Below are 15,643 nucleotides of genomic sequence, written 5' to 3'. Positions count from 1 at the left end.
CGACCCGCGTTTGGACCGATGAGTAGATTCCTGCTGCGCCACCGACTCTTGGCCCCGCCCCCGCCGGCGGCCCTTCCGTCCCGTACCGAGGTGAGGCCGTGATGGCCGCGGACCTGTGGGCGATGGTCCAGCGGCGGGTCGGCTACCTCCTCGGCGCCGGCCGGTGCTCCGACCTCGTCCAGGACGTGACGTTGGCGCTGCTGGTCGGCCTGACCAGCGTGGTGTTGCTGACCTCCAGCCACGACACCGGCTTCACCCATTCCTATCTGCTGAGCACGCTGTGTGCGATGGCCGCGGCCGCGAGTCTGCTGTGGCGTCGCAACCGCCCCGAACTGTGCGTGGCGGTGGCTGCCTTGGCCACCTTCGCCTCCGACGAGGCCACCGCGCTGATCGCCGCGTCGTACGCCGTCGGTCTCTACGGCCGTGGGGCGCGCGCCCTCGTCACGGGCGGCGGCGCGCTGGCGTACGTCGTGGCCAGGTTGCTCACCGGGGAAGTCATCAGCGATCCGGTCTGGGGCACCTACATGGTGGTCCTCTACACGGTGCTGCCGGCCTTCTACGGGCGGATGGTGCGCCGCCAACGCGAGCTCAAGGAGCAGTTGCAGGAGCAGCTCTCGCACGCCGAGGCCGCCACCGAGCACGCGGCGCGGTTCGTCATGCTGGAGAAACGGACCCGGCTGGCGTTCGAGATCCACGACACGGTCGGGCACCACGCCACGTTGCTGGTGCTGCGCGCCTCCACCGCCGAACGGCAGCCCGACCTGCCGCCTCAGGCCACCAAGGCGTTCCAGGACATCCAGGACGGCGCGATCACCGTCATGCAGGAGCTGCGCCGGGTCATCACGGTCCTGCGCGACGAGGACGGGCAGGCGGACGAGGAGACCTGCGCGTACGCGAGCTGCCATGAGTTCCTTGAGGCGCTGGCCCGCAACATGCGTGCGGTGGGCATCCAAGCCGCCTACTCGGTCGAGGGCACCGTACGCCCGCTCGACGCCGGCACCGAGTCGCGGCTGTACCGGGTCAGTCGCGAGGCGCTCACCAACGCCGCCAAGCACGCACCCGGCGCCCCGGTCCGCATCGGCCTGGCCTTCGCGCCGCGCTCGGTGACTCTGACCGTCCACAACGGCCGCCCCGTGCAGCGGTTGAAGCCGGTGGGTGGCTCCGGAGGACTGGGACTGCACAGCATGCGGAGTGTGGTCGAGATGGGTGGCGGAACGTTCCGTGCCGGGCCGGCAGCGGACGGCGGATATCGCATCGAAGCCGTGATGGCACTGCCACCGGACAGCCGCAGCACCGAGAGGGAGCAGAACTCATGACCATCCGCGTTGCGATCGTCGACGATCAGGCCATCATCCGTTCCGGCCTGCGCATGATGCTGGAGACCTCGGACGACTTCGAGGTCGTCGCCGAGGCCGTGGACGGTGCTGACGCCCTCAGCCAGGCACGCGCTCACCGACCGGACGTTGCGTTGGTGGACCTGCGGATGCCCAACATCGACGGGATCGCCGCCACCCGCAAGCTGCTGGAACTGCCGGAACCACCCCGGGTGTTGGTTCTGAGCACCTACAACACCGACGAGCAGGTCTTCGAAGCCCTGAGCGCCGGCGCCCACGGATTCCTGCTGAAGGACCTCAGGGCGGAGGAGTTGTTCTCGGCCCTGCACGTGGTCATGTCCGGCGGCCGGGTGTTCGCCCGGGACGTGCTGCAGAACCTGGTCCGCCGGGCGGCGCGACGGATGCCGGTGCGGGTGCACGGCATCAATGCGAAGGTCGCGGCGCTCAGCGACAGCGAGCGCAAGGTCCTCGCCCTGGTCGGGATGGGCATGACCAACGAGCAGATCGCCAAGCAACTCCACCTCTCCGGGGCCAGCGTCAAGACGTATGTGTCCCGCACCCTGTCCAAGCTCGGACTGGAGAACCGCACCCAGGCCGCGGTAGTCGCCTACACGGTCGGTCTGATCGACAGCTGCGCCGACGACGTCGGGCGGCAGACGCCCCTTTGAGGGCCGCACGCAGGAACCAGTCCCGCTCCTCGCCAGACCAGGAGGCACCATGTCGGAACGGCCAACCCCCGTCAGGCGTCCGACCCTCGCCGAGAACATGCGGGTCGAGGTGGTGGGTTGGGGAGGCGCCCGGTGCACCCACACCGACCCCGAGGTGTTCTTCCCACCGCTGGACCGCAACACCGACCAGGCGAGGGCGGCGTGCACCGCCTGCCCGATCATCGAGGCTTGTCTGGACTACGCGCTGCGCAACGAAGTACGGCACGGCGTGTGGGGCGGACTGTCCGCACGTGAACGGAAGCGTCTGCTGTGTACCGGCTCTCCGGCCCGGGGAACGGGCGGGGCAGACGCGGCCACCACCCGGGACGGGAGGTCACCTACCGTGCCGGACAGTGAACCGCGCTGACGGCGCCCCGGCGTCAGCGCCGGTGCCGACCACCTCGACCAACGAACGACTGGTGTCCCACCCGGCGAGCCGACGTGCTCGGGGCGACTGCGTGCCTGGTGGCCAACCGATGGGTGCGCCGAGGTCCCTGCGCGGCGGCGAGCCGGATGTCCCGGCAGATCCATAGGCGTATCTCAGCGCCGCCCAGCGCCGAGCGGCCGATCCGCACGTCCCCGCCGGTGGACTCCGCCAACTTGCGCACGATGTCCAGACCGAGGCCCGTGGAGCCTTGCTGTCGTCCCGAGTTGCCGCGCCGAAGTGCCGCCGCCGGGTCGGGGATGCCCTCCCCCGCGTCCGAGACCAGCACGATGACCGCATCGGGGGTGGTGTGCACGTCGACCGCGAAGGCCGTGCCCTCGCTCGTGTGCCGGAAGACGTTGCCGAGCATGGCGTCGAGCGCCGCCGCGAGATCGGGACGGCGCACCGGCACCCGCACGACCTCACCGACCCCGCCCAGACTCACCCGGCGCCCCTCGTCCTCCGCGAGAGCCGACCAGAACGACATCCGTTCCTGAATCACCTCGGCCGCATCACAGCCGATCCCCTCGCTCGGGGCACCCTCCTGTGCCGGTTGGGGGCGCTGCTCCCGGGCCGTGCGGATGATCGTGTCGACTTCGCCTTCCAACTGCCGCACCGCCTCCCGGGTGTGCCAGGCAGCCGGGCCGTCACCGAGTGAGGCCGTGTTCAGGCGCAGCACAGTCAGCCCAGTGCGCAAGCGATGGGACAGGTCTGCGGCCAGTTCCCGTTCAGCGGCCAGGAGTTGCACCACTTGGTCGACCATCGCGTTGAACGCGCCACCGGCCGCGCGCAGTTCCGGTGGTCCGTCTTCCCGCACCCGGGCGCTCAGCCGACCGACGCCCAGCTCCCTGGCCGCCTCGGCCAGCCGACGCGCCGACCGCACCACCCGCCGGCCCAGCCTGTCGGCCACCGCCACGGAGCCGACGATCAAGGCCACCGCGACACCGGAGAGGATCAGCCAGGCAGTGCCCACTCCGTTGCTCATCTCGGCGTCGGGGACGAAGACTTCGACGACGGCGACCCCGTTCCCCACGGCGGTGGGCCGGAGCAGCACCACCCCGCCGGGCACGGGTGCGGTCCCTGTCTGGCCACGGTCACGGGCGGCCGCCACGGCCTGTGGGGCAGCCCTGACCCTGCCGGGCCCGGCAGCCGTGGCCTCACCGTCCGTACGGGGAAGGTGGACCGCCATGCGCTCGGTCGCCCCTGCCTGGGTCGAGGCAAGGGCCTTGGCGAGCTGCCCGCGGTCTGTGGTGATGGACAGCACGGGGGTCAGCGCGGCGGCCTGCCGTTCGGCGTTGGTCTCGGCCCGGTCGCGCACCATGTCCCGCACCACGAACCCCAGCGGGACGGCGAAGGAAGCCACCACCATGGCCGTAGCGGCCAGGCAGATCCTCACCAGCGCCCATCTCATGCGTGCTGTGCCGCCAAGGGCTCCCCACCCTCCTCGGGCGCCTGCAGTTTGACGCCCACGCCACGGAGGGTGTGCAGGTAGCGGGGGTTGGATGCCTTCTCGCCCAACTTGCGGCGCAGCCAGGACAAGTGAACGTCGACGGTCTGGTCGTCCCCGTACGTCTGTTGCCACACCTCCGACAGCAACACCTTGCGGGGAACGACGACGCCGGGCCGCTGGGCCAGGTAGGTCAGCAGGTCGAACTCCCGCCGGGTCAGCTCCAGGGCGACACCGTCCAACTCCGCCCGCCTGCGCTGAACATCGATGACCAGCCCACCGGCCCGGACGAGAGCGGCGTCGACGTCACGGAAGCCGGAGCCGCCATGGCCCCGCGCACGACGCAGCACGGCAGCCATCCGCGCGGAGAGCTGCTCCACGGAAAAGGGCTTGGTCAGGTAGTCGTCGGCGCCGCCGTTGAGCAGCCTGACGATCTCGCCCTCGTCGTCGCGGGCGGTGGCGACGATGACGGGCACGTCACTGATGCCACGCAGCATCTTCAGTGCCTGGGAGCCGTCCAAGTCGGGCAGGCCCAGATCGAGGATGACGACGTCGAAGTCGTTCGACGTGACCTCACGCAGCGCCTCAAGTGCCGTGCCGACGCTGCGGACGGCGTGCGCCTCCTCGTTCAGATGTCGAATGAGAGCTGAGCGAACGAAAGGGTCGTCCTCGACCACCAGCACACTTGCCATAACCGGAAGTCTACGCATCCTTATCCAGCACACACACGCATCAGACCGAACCATCAACCAAGGATGACCGCAACGGGAATTCAGTCGGACAAGGTCAACAAAAGTCGGCACAATGCGGCCCCTGTTGAGCGCTCGCCCCAACAGCCTCGATATCGTGCCGGAATGGGAAGACGCTTCATCGGCGGATTGGCGTGGCTACTGGCCACGGGGACCGCCGCCGCACTTTCGTGGTGGGGCATCCATTCCGCCCTGTCGGGCACCATCTACGATCCCCCGAGCCTACTGAAGCTCTCCGGCAAGACGGATGCGGACGGCGCCGGTCCCACCCCCTCCCGCCCGGCACACCTCTCCTCGGCAGCACCGCCCACCGCCCCGCCGCCCTCGGGGCGGTCCGGCGCACCAGGAGCCCGCGGCTCGGGCAGCCCCTCCCCCACCACGGACGACAGCGCGCCCTCCGAAGGCGCAGGCGGAGACACCACCGCACCAGCAACCCCGCCCTCCTCACCCACCCCACCCTCGAACAGCAAAGTCCAGGCGGTACAGGTCAAGGGCGGCCAAGTCGCCTTCGACATGGGAACCAGCTCCGCCACCCTGATCTCGGCCACGCCCGCCTCCGGCTGGCAGATGCAGCAGTGGCAGGACCCGCACTGGATCCGGGTGACCTTCAACAGGAACGGCGAGGAAGTCTCGGTCATCTGCTCCTGGTACGACCACGCCCCGATGGTCGAGACCTATCCCAAGTAGGCGCGTCACGCCAAGAGATGCGCAGAAGGCCGTGACCCGCGCGGCAGCGCGCCTCACATCCGTCCAGGCTTTCGGCTTCCCGCGCCACACGAAGCAACCGGCAAGCCGGCATGCGTAACCGTGAGAAATGCATCACCGCGAGAGTCATTCTCGTAGCCATTCCCGTAGCAATTTCCGCATTCATCCCCGTAGTTATTCCCGTCGCAACGCAAGGAGAACGCCATAGCCCCCCGGTTTTGCGCCTTCGAGGGGCAGCGTCGCTCGGGTAGTGCGCGAGCTCGCGCGGGTCGGTGAATGCCAGGCACCGACCGAACAGGTTGGTGCGGCGAAGCCGCGAGCAGCCCGGCAGCCGCACCGAGCAGCCAGACCGGGACGTGACGGGAGAGGCGGGTCTCAGTCTCCGCCACAACTCCTCTACAACAAGCACAAGTTGAGCAACTCGCCCGTCAATGGCATTCCGCACAGCGGCACTGTGGACGACACGGGAGAGGGCTCTGACGCCCTCTCCCATCCCCTCCGTGAAGCGGTGAACGGGGCGCCCCTCGCAGACCAGACAGCGAGGGGCCTACCGGTCCTCGGTGTCTGCGGCAATCACCTGGGCCATGGCGTCCGGCAGATCCCGGCCAGGGTCGGTTGCTTGGGGTCGGGCGGTGCAGAGGTCGGTGAGGGCACGCTGCAGGGCCTCGGAATGAACCTGATCCAGGCGGAGTTCCCGCGCCACGGCCTCCCGGGCGTGCTTGCGGTAGGGCGCGCAGCGGGGTTCAGTCAGCAGGGGCCCCGCGTCGCGGATCGCAAGCAGCAGGGCCGCGTTGAGCCGGTTGATCTCCTCACGGACGACTCCGAGGTCCGGCGCCGTGGTGGGAGCCTCAGCAGGATGGGCGCGCCAGCGGTCGTGCAGGGCGTGCTGCACGTACTTGTTGGCCTCGATCTGGTCCCGGAAGACCCGCTGGACCGTGGCCCGGTCGATGCCGAGCCGCACCGCCTCCGCATCCATCGCCTCAAGAACCTGCTGCTCCCGATCGGGGTCCTCAATGGGCGCGCCCGACAGCCACTTGGAGGCAGCGACCTGATCGGCCGTCAGCAGGCGCTGCGCGGCGATCCGTACGAGTGGAGTCAGGTCCTGCGGGTGCCGGTCCATGGCACTCACGGCTACCACCCCATCGTGCGGTGAGGCACCGGAGGTCAGTGCCTGCACGGGAGTGGTACCCAATACACCGGTGGCAACAATGGCAGCCCCGGCCACGGCCAGGGCGGAGACAGTACGGCGTCCGCGCAACATGGCGCCTCTTTCCCATCGGAAACGGAGCACCCGCCGGACAGGGACGGGCACCGCACCATCATGACCACCGGACCAGAGCGGTGACGGGTGACGAAAGGAGGGTTCCTGATGTCAAAGGTTGATGGAACGGGCGCCCATGACACTTGCCTGGGCCGGCCAAAACCACGAGTACCGGTAGTTCGTGCCACGAGCCCGGCCAGTGCCAGTACCAGCCAGCGCCAGTAAGTGTTGGCTACCCGTGCGCGGGGAAGTCGTCCGTCACGAGATGAGGTGAAGGGCGGATGGAACACAAGGCGAAGCGGACGCCAGCGGAGCAAGCCCTGGCTCGCTCGTACACAACTGGCGACGGGCAGGTCACATTTCACGTCCTCGGCCTGTCGGTACTTCATCGCGCCGACCGCGGCCTGACGTTCACCTACGAGATCGCCGCAGTGCGTCAAGGGCACCAGGACGAACGCTGGGAGTTCACACTGCCGTGGAAAGACAAGTCCTTCGTGGACGTGCTCACCTCACCTCACCCCGATCCTGATCGGCTCCGCCAACTGGTGCACTTGGTCCGCACGTTGCTGGAAGAGTGGTGGGAGACCAAGGGCCGGAACAGTCGGGCAGCGAAGATGGGGCGTCAACTGCACTGAGACGCCCAACAGTAGGCCCCATCCACGCACTTGGACTGGATGGGTGGGGGACTGCGCCTGGTGCAGCCAGTCGAGAGGGCACTTGACCCCCACCCCGGCGACACCCCCGACAGCAATGACCCTCAACTCCACTGTCACAACGAGCACTTCGCCGTCCAGTCGGTGACACCCTCCCGGGACCGGACCGGAGCATCGCACACCAGGCACGGCGAGCCGGAGGGACCTGCCGCCCTGTGCCCCGTCACGAAGGCGCCCGGAAGTTCCCGTGGTTGTGAGCGCGACCGAACGACGGCGGTCTTCCGTTCGTTGCCACCGCGGTGCGGCCCCGGGCGACAGGGGATTCATCAAGTACCGGATAGCCCACCCTTAACTCCGCTTCAAGGAATCGGGGAAACGGGCCTTGAGGCGCGTTTCGCCCCGAAAGCATGCCTAGGGTCGAAAGCGTTGAATGTGCCGCTCCCTCCGAAGAGGTCTTCTGATGCCCCGTAAGTGAATGGTGCTCGTGTGCGCGAGTGCCCTTGTCGGAGTCGGCGCGCTGGCCGTCATCCCCGTCGTAGCCACCGCCGGCCAGTCCGCCGAGTTGGGCGCGAGCTGTCGTATCGCCGGTGGGGCGAGCCCGTGGTGGGCCACGGGCAACATGGTCATCCGCAACAGCGGGAACGCCTACGCCAAGGACTGGAAGCTGGAGTTCGACCTGTCAGAGGGGCAGGCCACCATCCACGATCCGTGGGCCTTCACGCTGCGTCAGGCGGGCCGGCACGTCACCGTCACCCCGATCGGGGACCGGGCCGGGGTCCCCGCCAAGGGCGAACGGAAGGTCGACGTCGGGATCAATCCCTCCGGCAAGGGGATACCGCGGACCTCCGGCTGCAAGGTCGACGGCCGCGATGACCCCGGCGTCCCGGAGGACACCACTCCCCCGTCCGATCCCGTGGAGAAGGGCTCCCACGTCATCGACCACCGGACGGTGCACGTCATGTGGCGGGCCTCGGAGGATTCCGGTTCCGGGGTGGACAAGTACGAGGTCTTCCAGGACGGCAAGCTCGCCAAGACGGTGGGCAACGGCATGACGATGACCAACGTCGAGAACCTCAAACCCGCCACCACTCACCGGTTCAAGGTACGCGCGGTGGACGTGGCCGGGAACCGGTCCGGCTTCAGCCGGGAGGTCTCGCTGACCACGCATCCGGCGCCCGGGGACGACACCCAAAAGCCCACCATGCCGAAGAAGTTGGCGGGAGAGGCCATCGGGCCGAACCAGGTGTCGCTGCGCTGGCTGGCCGCCACCGACGACGTCGCCGTGACCGGCTACCGGATCTACCGCAACGGAGCCAAGGCGCAGGAGGCCGGCTCCACGGCCACCTCCGCCGTGCTCGGCGGGCTCAGCCCGAACACCGTGTACCGGTTCAAGGTCACCGCCCTCGACGGTTCCGGCAAGGAGTCCGACCCGACCGACGAGATCACCGTGACCACCACCGCCGACGGGGGCGGTGGCGGGAACGGGGCACCAGGAGACTTCGCGGCCTCGACCTTCGCCAAGCAGGACGGGCCCGTCACCCAGCACTACCTGAACCTCGCCTGGGCGGTGCCCAAGGGCCAGGGACAGATCACCACTTACCAGGTCCACCTCGACGGGAAGCTCGCCCAGACCTTCATGTGGGGCACCGGGGACCCGATCATGCCGATTCCCTCGGCCCGCGCCTCCCGCGAGGTGCTGGTCGGGGCCAACCCCGGCAGGACGTACAAGGTGAAGCTCCGGGCCCAGCTCGGCAACGGCAGTTGGGGCGCGTTCTCCCCCGAGAAGTCCGTCACCACCGGCCGTTGACCGCGCACCTCCGCACCGCGCTCTTCAGGAGACCACCATGCACACCCCCCTCCGCACCCGCCGCTCCACGACGCTCGCCCTTGCCGTCCTCGGCGGCGTCCCGCTGGCCCTGACCGTCCTCACCGCCGGCCCGGCCGCGGCCCACGGCGCGACAGGCAATCCGGTCAGCCGCACCGTTGCCTGTGCCAAGGAGGGCTGGTCGCCGAGCAATGCCGCCTGTAAGGCGGCGCTCGCCCTGGGCTCGGGCCAGATCGGCGACTGGAAGTCGATCGTCCAAGGGCAGGCGATCGACCACTCCGCCCCCACCTCCTCCCCGCAGCACCGCCGCCACATCCCGGACGGCAAGCTGTGCAGCGCCAACAACGGCCAGTTCGCGGGCCTGGACCTGGCGCGCACCGACTTCCCGTCCACCTCCCTGGCCAGCGGCCGGGAGCACACCTTCCAGTACGACATCAGCGCGCTGCACAACCCGTACCGGATGGAGATGTACGTGACCAAGGACGGCTACGACCCGTCCAAGCCGCTGAAGTGGTCGGACCTGGAGGACACCCCGTTCCTCAGCGCCGACAACACCGCGGCGACTGCCGCCCCGGCGGGGTTCCTCGGTTCCAAGGTCTTCACCTTCAAGGCCCAACTCCCGCAAAAGCAGGGCAAGCACCTGATCTACACGATCTGGCACGGGCTGAAGAAGCCGGACGGCTCTTTCCAGAGCCAGGAAGCCTTCTACTCCTGCTCGGACGTGACGTTCCGGTAGGCATCGCCCGTCCCGGTGCCCTGTGGCCGAAGCGGGCAACGGGCAGGCCAGAGGCGGGGTGACGGGGCAGCGCCCCTCGGTCGTTGACGTCGTGACTCCACTGGTCACGCAGCGGCCGAGGGGCTCTCGTGGCTCCACGTCCCGCCCTGCGCGACGTCCCGTACGAGCGGGGCGGGCGCATCTCCTGGCGAGCCATGCCCGACGTCATGAACTCGGTCCACGAGGACACCGGTAAGTCCGCGGAGCCCCCGCCCTGATCCGAGCCCCGCACTCCAGGCTCCCAGGGGCCACGCACCTGACGGACCCGGTTGAACACCGCGGCGACATGTGCGCGGTTGCGCAACTGCAACTTCCCCAACGCGCGCGAGACATGCGACTTCACCGTCCCCTCCGCCACCCCCAGGCGCTGTGCGATGGCCAGGTTGGTGAGCCCCTGCGAGACTCCGATGACGGCACGCCGTTCCCGCTCGGTGAGCTGCTGCCAGCGTCGTTCGAAGGCCATCGTCGCCGGGTCCCGGAAGCGGGCGAGGTGATCGAGCACATCGGTGACGAGTTGCGAGTCCACCACCGCTCCCCCGGCGGCGACCTTGCGGACCGCGTACAACAGGTCAGACGCAGCCGAGGTCTTGAGCAGCAGCCCGCGCACGCCCAACGCCCACGCCTCGACCAGTAGGGCACGGTCCGCGCACGAGGTGACGGCCAGGATCCGGGGTGCGCAGCGGCCGGCGTCGCGCAACCGTCGGGCGAGAGCCAGACCGCCCAGGTCTCGCATCCGCAGGTCCACGACGAGCACGTCCGGCGAGAGCATGACCGCCAGGCTCAGTGCCTGGCCGCCGGACGCGGCACGGCCGACGACCTGGATGTCCGGGGCGGAGTCCAGCGCCAAGACAAGTCCGTCCAGGACGACTTCCTCATCGTCCGCCACCACGACACGACACATCTGTGGGCCCTTTCCCGTACACGACTTCAACGTTCGTCAGCCGCACCGCGCCACCCCGGATGTGCCATAAGGCCCCTCGTCAAGGGACTTTGACGCAACGAAAGATCAACCGACAGCCGGGACCATAGCCACCTCCGGCCGAGCGTCCAGTGAACATCCCGGGTGCTTTTCCGGCAGCACGTCCATACGCCGCTGTACCAATGGGAAGAAGAAGGATGACCGCACCGACCTTTGTTGAGATATCCCCTGGTACCGATTGTGACTGTGCCGGCTGTCTGGTGGAGCGGATCGGGGGACGGCGACGGGATGGGACGAACAGCGGCACGGCGGCGGCCCACCGGCGGGCCGCCGCACTCGCGGTTCTCGGTGGGGTCTCGCTGACCGGCCTGGCCACGGCCCAGGCTCCGGAGGCACAGGCGGCCCCGCAGACGGCCACGGCCTCGGCGCAGAACGTCCTCACCACGTACTCACTCGCCCGGGCCTCCAGTATCACGCGCACCGAGATCCTCCAGCGGGCGCAGAATTGGGTGAACCAAGGCGTCCCGTACAGCATGTACTCCTATTGGCGCGACGGTTACCGGCAGGACTGCTCCGGATTCATTTCCATGGCGTGGAAGCTCGGCAGCAACCAGTGGACGGGCAGCCTGTCGAGCCATGCGGTACGCATAGCGAAGAGCGAGCTGAAGCCGGGCGACATCCTGCTCTTCCACAACCCCTCCAATCCCGGCGCGGGTTCGCACGTGACGATGTTCGCGGGGTGGGCGAACTCGGCTCGTACCTCCTACCTCGGCTACGAGCAGACGCGGCCGAAGACCGTCAAGCGCACCATCCCGTACGCCTACTACTCCAACTCGGGCTCCTACGTCGCCTACCGCTACAAGAACGTCGTCGAGGACGGCGCGAGCACCGCCCCGGGCAACGGGAACTCCGGCTCGTCCGCCTTCCCCGGGAGCTCCGCCTTCGGCCCCGGCAAGTCCAACGCGCACATCACCCGACTCGGGAACATGCTCAGCAGCCGGGGCGGGGCCGGGTTCTACCCGCGCGGTACCGGACCGACCTGGACCGACGACGACCGCAGGGCGACCCAGGCATTCCAGAAGGCACAGGGCTGGACGGGCTCGGACGCGAACGGCATCCCCGGTCCGGAGACCTGGCGGCGGTTGGTCAACGGGACCGGTAAGAACATCCCGGCCGGCAACGGCGGAGGGAGCTCCTCGGGCAACGGCAGTTCCAGCTCGTCCGCCTTCCCCGGAAGCTCGTACTTCGGCCCCGGCAAGTCCAACGCACACATCACCAAGCTCGGGAAGCTGCTCGTCAAGAAGGGGTACGGGCGGTACTACACCAGAGGGCCGGGGCCGAGCTGGGGCGAGGCCGACCGACGGAACGTGGAGGCATTCCAGAGGGCGCAGGGGTGGACCGGGCGGAACGCGGACGGCTATCCGGGGCCCGAGACCTGGCGACGTCTCAATTCTTGAACTTGGAGCACATTTGACGGTTTGATCACGGTGTGAGCACTCGGCGTACATAGTGATCGTTTCGCGGCGGTTGCCGTGGCGCTCCGGACGAACCTGTTCTCCGCCCGACACCACGGGTGAAGGAAAGAGCAAAAGGCATGGACCAGTTGAACAACGAGCAGCCCAAGGCACGGTGGCCACGTATCGACGTCGGTCATGCGCGGAAGCCGAACATGTACACCGGCACCGGCAGCCTGCCCATGAACGAGCTGTTCCGCGAGTCGCACGCCTGGCTCAAGAGCCAGGCGGAAACGGCCAAGACCCCCCGCACCCAGCCGATGGAGCGCCTCGCGCCTCAAGAGGCGCCCGCCGAAGCCGCGTCCGTTTCGCATCCGACCGGAGCATTGGCTGCACCGCCAAGCTCCCGAGCGATCTTGCCGCCCTCGTCGGCCTCGTCACCACAGGTGGTCAAGTCCCGCGCTCCCAAGGCCGACTGCGAGTTGCGTGAGCGCCGCGCCGTCAGCCTGCCCGGCTGGTGCGCGGTCCTCGCCGCCGGATTCTGCCTGGCCGGCGCGGGCAGTGTGCTGCTGTGGCTGACCGGTCAACTCCCGGCATCGATGGCCGACCGGTTGCGCGAGCCGCCCGAGCCGTCAGCCCTGCCTTGGGGACCGGTGACGGTCGGGCTGCTCGCACTGTGCGGAATCCTGGCCATTCTCTGCCTGGCCGGCCTGATCCGCGTGCGCAGCGGCACCGCCGTGGTATCGCACGCATACGGCCGTTACCGGGCCACCCTGCGCCACACCGGACTGCGGTGGCAGAACCCGCTGCGGCTGCAACGGGTGGTCGACGTCCGGATCCGTCACTGGCGCAGCCGGCTCGACGAGGTGGCCGACCGCGACGGCACTCCGCTCGACGCCGTCCTGCTCGTCATCTGGCAGATCCACAACACCGCTCGCGTCCTCTACGCGGTGGACGACCACGAGGCGTATCTGAAGGAGCAGTTCGAGGCCGTCGCCGCGCGGGTCTTCTCCACTCTGCCCTGCGACAGCCTCGGCGGGCGGGAGCCCTCGCTCCGCAACGGTCACCACCTCGCCGGCGAACTCACCCAGGCGCTCGCCGCCGAAGTCCGTGCGCTCGGCATCGAGGTCTACTCCGTGCAGGTCGTGAGGTTGGAGTACGCCGCCCATGTCGCCGAGGTGATGCGCCAACGCCGCCTCGGCGCGTTGGAGGCCAAGCACCGGGAGGGCACCCTCGATGAGGTCGCCCAGGCGGTGGAGGCAACCACGCGCAAGCTCACCACGCAGGGCGGCGTGGAGTGGGACGACTACGAACGCAAGGCATTCGTCCGGGAGTTGACGGTGGCCTTCTACGCCGCACGCACCTCGGCCGTCCTCCCCGCGAACGCCGCCACGCAGCCCCAGTGACCAGGCCGTGCCCCAACCCACCCGGCACCTGCCGGTTCCGTCCCCCCTCAGTTCCCTCATCTGTTCCAGCCCGAAGAAGGTGCCCGCATGACCGTGCGCGTCATGATCGTCGACGACCAGCCGATCGCCCGGTCCGGCCTGTGCTTCCTCGTCAACTCCATGCCGGAGTACGAGGTGGTGGCCGAGGCCGAGGACGGCGTCGACGCGGTCGCCATGGCCCGCGAACACGAGGTAATGATGGTGTTGTTGGACCTGCGGATGCCCCGGATCGACGGCGTGGAGACCACCCGACAGCTCATGCGCATGGCCGAGCCGCCCAAGGTGATCGTGATGACCACCTTCGCGGTCGACGAGCGCGCTGTGGACGCCTTGGAGGCCGGCGCGCACGGGTTCCTGACGAAGTATCTGCGCCCGGAGGAACTGCGTGCCGGGATGGACGCCGTCATGAACGGCGGTCAGGTCGTCTCCGGCGAGGTGCTCGACTTCCTCATGCACAAGGCGTCCAGTGGCACGACGAGCCTCCACGCCCGCCGAGACGGACTGCCTGTCCTCCTCACCGAGTCCGAGCGCCGCGTGCTGAGCCTGCTCGGAGCGGGACTCAGCAATTCCCAGATCGCCGATGCGCTCTACCTCTCGGTCTCCAGCGTCAAGACCTACGTCTCCCGCCTGTTGAAGAAGTTGAACCTCGACAACCGCACTCAGGCGGCGGTCCTCGCCAACGAGCTCGACTTCACGGACGAGTGGCAGCAGCGTTCAGAGCCCCGCGACCCGTTCCAAGCCCCTCCCGCGCCAGAGCCGTAGACACCGACGGCGTCTCAGGCGAACTCGCCCTCTCACAACGCCAGTTCAGAACCCTGACCGGGCCCCGCCCGCCCAGACATCCTCACCTGCTCCACCAACCCCGTCTCATTCGCGACCAAGGCGGCCTGGGTACGGTTCTCCAGATGCAGCTTCCCCAGGATCCGGGACACATACGTTTTGACGCTCGTCCGGGAGAGATGGAGCTCCGCCGCGATCCGGGAATTATCCAGCCCGTGCCCCAGCAACCGGAGGACTCGGCGCTCGCTCTCGTTCAACAGCGCGACCTTGTGGTGATGGTCGAGGAATCGCGGAACAGGCCGCTGGTCCTCGGATCCCATCAGCCCGTCGAAGACGTCTGCGCCGATCGCGCAGCCGCCGGTGAGTACGTGCCGTAGCACCGCCTCCAGGAGCCGGGTGTCCAGGGTCCGGGTGACGAACCCCAACGCGCCTGCCTCAAGCGCCGCGTCGAGGGTCTCCGCACCGGGCGCCGTCCCGAACAACACCAGTTTCGGCGGTCGTGGCAGCGTCCCGCCCCAGCGATGGGCGTGGAGTCCAGCGGCCCGCGCCAGCTCCAGTTCCATCAGAACGATCTGCGGGGAGTGGGCACGCATCAGTTGACCGGCTTCCTGGCCCGAGCCGGTCTCGGCCACGACGTCGAATCCACACTCCCGGGACAGCACGTTCCGCAACGCCGCCCGGAAGACCGCCTCGCGCTCCACGACGACGACCGAAGCACCGCGGGTGAACCTGCCGGCAGAGCTGTCGGCAGACACGTGATTCTCGAAGGTGATGCTCATGCGAAGAGTCTTACTGGGCCGAACTTAGCCGCGCCTCATTCGGTTCTTAAAGCCGACTTAACCGGCGCACAGACCGGACAGGGAGGGGTCCTTGCGCTTGACCTCGCTAGCGGGACACGAGAGCTATCAGCAAGGTGGCGCGCCCCCTGAGCCCCTGCCACCGCACCCGGGGGAGCCTGGCCACAGATTTATCCGGCGATGGCAAGCCAGCGACAAAGCGTCGGCAATGGAAATTTACCTCCCGTTAACTTTCCGCCTTGACGCTGCGCAAACCTATGGCATGCTTAACGGCGAAAGGTGCCGTGCAGTACCGCGCTTCTGCGCGGTTTTTCTGTGCACTCCGCGGCGTGAGCGCCGTGCGGCACCAGCGCTGTCCGTACGAGCGA

Annotated in this window: 15 protein-coding genes and 1 pseudogene; 11 read left to right on the top strand and 5 right to left on the bottom strand. The window is 68.5% G+C overall.

Annotated features, from left to right (window positions below; translation table 11 throughout):
• Positions 1 to 101 precede the first annotated feature (101 nt).
• From PV796_RS36430 to PV796_RS36420, 3 genes are read left to right on the top strand one after another with little or no spacing between them, the layout of a single operon-like run.
• On the top strand, positions 102 to 1,316 hold the full coding sequence (locus PV796_RS36430; RefSeq protein WP_274918024.1) for a sensor histidine kinase: 1,215 nt from the start codon (positions 102 to 104) through the stop codon (positions 1,314 to 1,316).
• Positions 1,313 to 2,002 (top strand): response regulator transcription factor, encoded by a 690-nt coding sequence (locus PV796_RS36425; RefSeq protein WP_274918023.1) that lies wholly within the window; start codon positions 1,313 to 1,315, stop codon positions 2,000 to 2,002. The genes PV796_RS36430 and PV796_RS36425 overlap by 4 nt, the downstream gene beginning before the upstream one ends.
• A gap of 49 nt (positions 2,003 to 2,051) precedes the next feature.
• The gene (locus tag PV796_RS36420; RefSeq protein ID WP_274918022.1) at positions 2,052 to 2,408 is read left to right on the top strand and encodes a WhiB family transcriptional regulator; all 357 of its coding nucleotides are present in this window, start codon (positions 2,052 to 2,054) and stop codon (positions 2,406 to 2,408) included.
• 13 nt (positions 2,409 to 2,421) lie between these two features.
• Here the strand turns inward: PV796_RS36420 and PV796_RS36415 are convergent, their stop codons facing one another.
• Entirely contained in the window at positions 2,422 to 3,876 is a 1,455-nt protein-coding gene (locus tag PV796_RS36415) for a HAMP domain-containing sensor histidine kinase (RefSeq protein WP_274918021.1), read from the bottom strand.
• Positions 3,873 to 4,604, bottom strand: coding sequence for a response regulator transcription factor (locus PV796_RS36410; protein ID WP_274918020.1), 732 nt, complete (start codon positions 4,602 to 4,604; stop codon positions 3,873 to 3,875). Before PV796_RS36410 ends, PV796_RS36415 begins: the two co-directional genes overlap by 4 nt.
• Before the next feature lie 162 nt (positions 4,605 to 4,766).
• Here PV796_RS36410 and PV796_RS36405 point away from each other — a divergent pair, with 162 nt between their 5' ends.
• Positions 4,767 to 5,348 (top strand): hypothetical protein, encoded by a 582-nt coding sequence (locus PV796_RS36405; RefSeq protein ID WP_274918019.1) that lies wholly within the window; start codon positions 4,767 to 4,769, stop codon positions 5,346 to 5,348.
• A 565-nt stretch (positions 5,349 to 5,913) separates the two neighbouring features.
• Here PV796_RS36405 and PV796_RS36400 read toward each other — a convergent pair.
• Positions 5,914 to 6,486 carry a chorismate mutase gene (locus PV796_RS36400; protein ID WP_274919364.1) on the bottom strand — a complete coding sequence of 191 codons (573 nt, stop codon included), beginning with the start codon at positions 6,484 to 6,486 and terminating at the stop codon, positions 5,914 to 5,916.
• 422 nt (positions 6,487 to 6,908) lie between these two features.
• Between PV796_RS36400 and PV796_RS36395 the strand changes: the two genes are divergently transcribed.
• The 4 genes from PV796_RS36395 (at position 6,909) to PV796_RS36380 (ending at position 10,098) form a co-directional block, all read left to right on the top strand.
• A complete protein-coding gene (locus PV796_RS36395; RefSeq protein WP_274918018.1) occupies positions 6,909 to 7,262 on the top strand; it encodes a hypothetical protein in 354 nt (117 codons plus the stop codon).
• A 493-nt stretch (positions 7,263 to 7,755) separates the two neighbouring features.
• A complete protein-coding gene (locus tag PV796_RS36390; RefSeq protein WP_274918017.1) occupies positions 7,756 to 9,087 on the top strand; it encodes a fibronectin type III domain-containing protein in 1,332 nt (443 codons plus the stop codon).
• A gap of 37 nt (positions 9,088 to 9,124) precedes the next feature.
• Positions 9,125 to 9,841: a lytic polysaccharide monooxygenase auxiliary activity family 9 protein gene (locus PV796_RS36385; protein ID WP_274918016.1), complete on the top strand. Its 717-nt coding sequence runs from the start codon at positions 9,125 to 9,127 to the stop codon at positions 9,839 to 9,841.
• A gap of 128 nt (positions 9,842 to 9,969) precedes the next feature.
• Positions 9,970 to 10,098, top strand: coding sequence for a hypothetical protein (locus tag PV796_RS36380; RefSeq protein ID WP_274918015.1), 129 nt, complete (start codon positions 9,970 to 9,972; stop codon positions 10,096 to 10,098).
• A 71-nt stretch (positions 10,099 to 10,169) separates the two neighbouring features.
• On the opposite strand, the pseudogene PV796_RS42485 reads toward PV796_RS36380, so the two are convergent.
• Positions 10,170 to 10,781 (bottom strand): annotated as a pseudogene (locus tag PV796_RS42485) (response regulator); the annotation flags it as partial.
• Positions 10,782 to 10,996: 215 nt separating this feature from the next.
• Between PV796_RS42485 and PV796_RS36375 the strand changes: the two are divergent.
• The 3 genes from PV796_RS36375 (at position 10,997) to PV796_RS36365 (ending at position 14,460) form a co-directional block, all read left to right on the top strand.
• Entirely contained in the window at positions 10,997 to 12,256 is a 1,260-nt protein-coding gene (locus PV796_RS36375) for a peptidoglycan-binding protein (RefSeq protein WP_274918014.1), read from the top strand.
• Positions 12,257 to 12,393: 137 nt separating this feature from the next.
• A complete protein-coding gene (locus tag PV796_RS36370; protein ID WP_274918013.1) occupies positions 12,394 to 13,659 on the top strand; it encodes an SPFH domain-containing protein in 1,266 nt (421 codons plus the stop codon).
• A gap of 87 nt (positions 13,660 to 13,746) precedes the next feature.
• A complete protein-coding gene (locus PV796_RS36365; RefSeq protein ID WP_274918012.1) occupies positions 13,747 to 14,460 on the top strand; it encodes a response regulator in 714 nt (237 codons plus the stop codon).
• A gap of 32 nt (positions 14,461 to 14,492) precedes the next feature.
• On the opposite strand, the gene PV796_RS36360 is transcribed toward PV796_RS36365, so the two are convergent.
• The gene (locus tag PV796_RS36360; protein WP_274918011.1) at positions 14,493 to 15,257 is read right to left on the bottom strand and encodes a response regulator transcription factor; all 765 of its coding nucleotides are present in this window, start codon (positions 15,255 to 15,257) and stop codon (positions 14,493 to 14,495) included.
• Positions 15,258 to 15,643 lie beyond the last annotated feature (386 nt).

This window comes from Streptomyces sp. WZ-12 (assembly GCF_028898845.1).
In the GTDB taxonomy this organism is placed as follows: domain Bacteria; phylum Actinomycetota; class Actinomycetes; order Streptomycetales; family Streptomycetaceae; genus Streptomyces.
This window is presented reverse-complemented; position numbering and strand designations above follow the sequence as displayed.